The following is a 2,349-nucleotide window of genomic DNA, read 5'->3' as shown; positions in this document are numbered from 1 at the left end:
TCCGCTTGCCCGCGTCAGTACGCTGCACAGCTGATTTACAACACCATTTTTGCTCACACTGTTACCCTGCGTGACGGCGAGTACACCAACATGAACCTGCTTGGCACTGACAAGCTGGAGACCGTTGGCGAGAAGTACATGAGCATGAAGAAGTGGGTTGGTACCTTCGAAGGCAACGAGGACGTTTGCGGTCTGGACACCGGTCTGATCCGTGTATACGGCACTCCGGACGGCAAGGACGTTGCAAAGGCTAACGCTGACTTCAAGTTCAGCAAGCTGGACCTCTCCTACATCGGCGAGGAAGTTTCCGTACTGTACAAGGATGCTACTGGCGGCACCGCTAACAAGCCGGACAAGAAGGACACCATCTACGGCGTTTATGTAACCGGTACTACCAAGGTTTACAACATCACCAAGGATGACCTGCAGTCCCAGAAGGATGACGGCACTGTTCGTTTTGGCGACAAGAACTACGATGTAGCAAAGATTGCTAAGGACGACGAGTACATCAACTACAACTACGGCGCTAAGAAGGATACTGCTGCTGCAGCTATGACCGCTGATCAGGTTGCTGATGACATGATCTCCAAGCTGAAGGCTACTTCTGCTGACACTGTTAAGTTCATCTGCAACGATGACGGTGATATCGTAAAGGCTTACGTTGTTGAGTCCAATCTGGCTCGCGTTACTGCTGTAAACACCGAGAAGGTTTCCATCAACAATGGCGTTGGTACCATCAAGTTTGAGGATAACGACATTTACGACGGCGTTAAGAAGGACGATATCGTTGTTGTTACCACTCTGTACAACACCAAGGCTACCAACTCTGCTGCTAAGAGCATTGTTACCAAGGCAGCTACCGTTGAAGGCAAGCTGACCAGCTTCAAGGGCACCAGCAAGGTAAGCATTGACGGCACTTCCTATGATATCGCTTCTCTGGCTACCACCGCTGTTGATTCTGATTTCGAGACCTCTTTCAAGGATCAGATTGGCGAGACCTACACCCTGTACACGATTGGCGGTCTTGTTTACGCTGCTAAGCAGACCTCTGAGGGCACCAAGAACTATGCAATCGTAGAGGACACCAATGACTCTCAGACTATTGACTCTGGCTTCGATCCGCTGGAAGTTAAGATCCTGAAGGCTGACGGTTCCGAAGGCAAGTTTGTTGTTCATAAGGACTCCACTTCTCAGGGTACTACCAAGCTGAAGACTACCGATGTTAAGACTGGCGTTCTGATCAAGTATTCGAATGTTTCCGATAACAAGATCAAGATCACCGAGGTTCAGGGTTCTACGGCTCTGAATAAGGACACCACCGTATATGTTAAGGACACTAAGTCCTTCAACAACAAGGTTGCTACTTCTGATGCTGTTGTATTCGTAAATAAGACCGCTACTTATGGTAAGCCGGGTGACTTCTACGCATACACCATCCGCAACCTGAACGATATCAAGGCTAAGTCTGGTGCAGCTGTTGCTTCCATTCTGGACGACAACAAGGTTGTTGCAGCTTATGTTGAGCTGACCACCAAGCCGTCCGGTTCTACCGCAGACACTGTTTACGGTATCGTATCTAAGGAAAACGGCACTGTTAAGGATGGCGACACCACCTACACCTCCTACACTGTTGATGTTGATACTAACACCCAGAAGACCGTTCTGATCGAGGGTGACAGCGACACCACTCTGAAGGAAGGCTATCTGGTAAGCTTCGATGAGGCTTCTGATAAGGTATACTCTGCATCTGATATCACTATCTACCTGAAGAACGAGAATACTGACTACCACAAGCCGAGCACCATGGCTGCTATCGACGAGTACGATGAAAAGGGTCAGATCGTATCTTACTGGGATAAGACCAATGATATCGGCGACAAGGCTAAGCTGATCACCAAGGCGGTTGACGATGATGTTAAGATCATCTACGTAAGTGCTGAGGATGATAAGGCTGCTGATAACAACGGCGCAATCGAGTATGATGGCGTTAAGGGCACCAAGAATGCTTACATCGTATTCGAGGATAACAATGACACCAAGAATGTTGTTGCAATCTTCGTTGACGTTGACGGCAACATCACCAAGTAATCTCTGAATCCCGCGATTCGATTTTACGTAAAGGAACCCCCGAGGAAAATCTCCTCGGGGGTTTTCCCTTTCCCCGAAAAAATTCGCAAAAATCCAAAAGTTTTTCTTGCAATTTCGGAAAAATCGGCTATTCTATACCTCAAACAAACGGCGAAACGCCGAACAGGAGGTATATTTATGGGATTTGAATCGTATCGACAGGGCGCGTTCACGAAGCGTTTAGCGGACCTGCCCGACCAGCCGAACATGCAGGCGGCGGAG

The 2,349-nt window shown here is 48.6% G+C and carries 1 protein-coding gene; it reads left to right on the top strand.

Going from position 1 to position 2,349, the window contains the following annotated elements; translation table 11 throughout:
* A partial coding sequence (locus PG722_RS13850; protein ID WP_270580876.1) for a hypothetical protein occupies positions 1-2,088 on the top strand: 2,088 nt, incomplete at its 5' end.
* Positions 2,089-2,349 lie beyond the last annotated feature (261 nt).

It is taken from the genome of Butyricicoccus sp. OF27-2pH9A, from assembly GCF_027693185.1.
GTDB classification, from domain to species: Bacteria; Bacillota; Clostridia; order Oscillospirales; family Butyricicoccaceae; genus Agathobaculum; species Agathobaculum butyriciproducens.
This window is presented reverse-complemented; position numbering and strand designations above follow the sequence as displayed.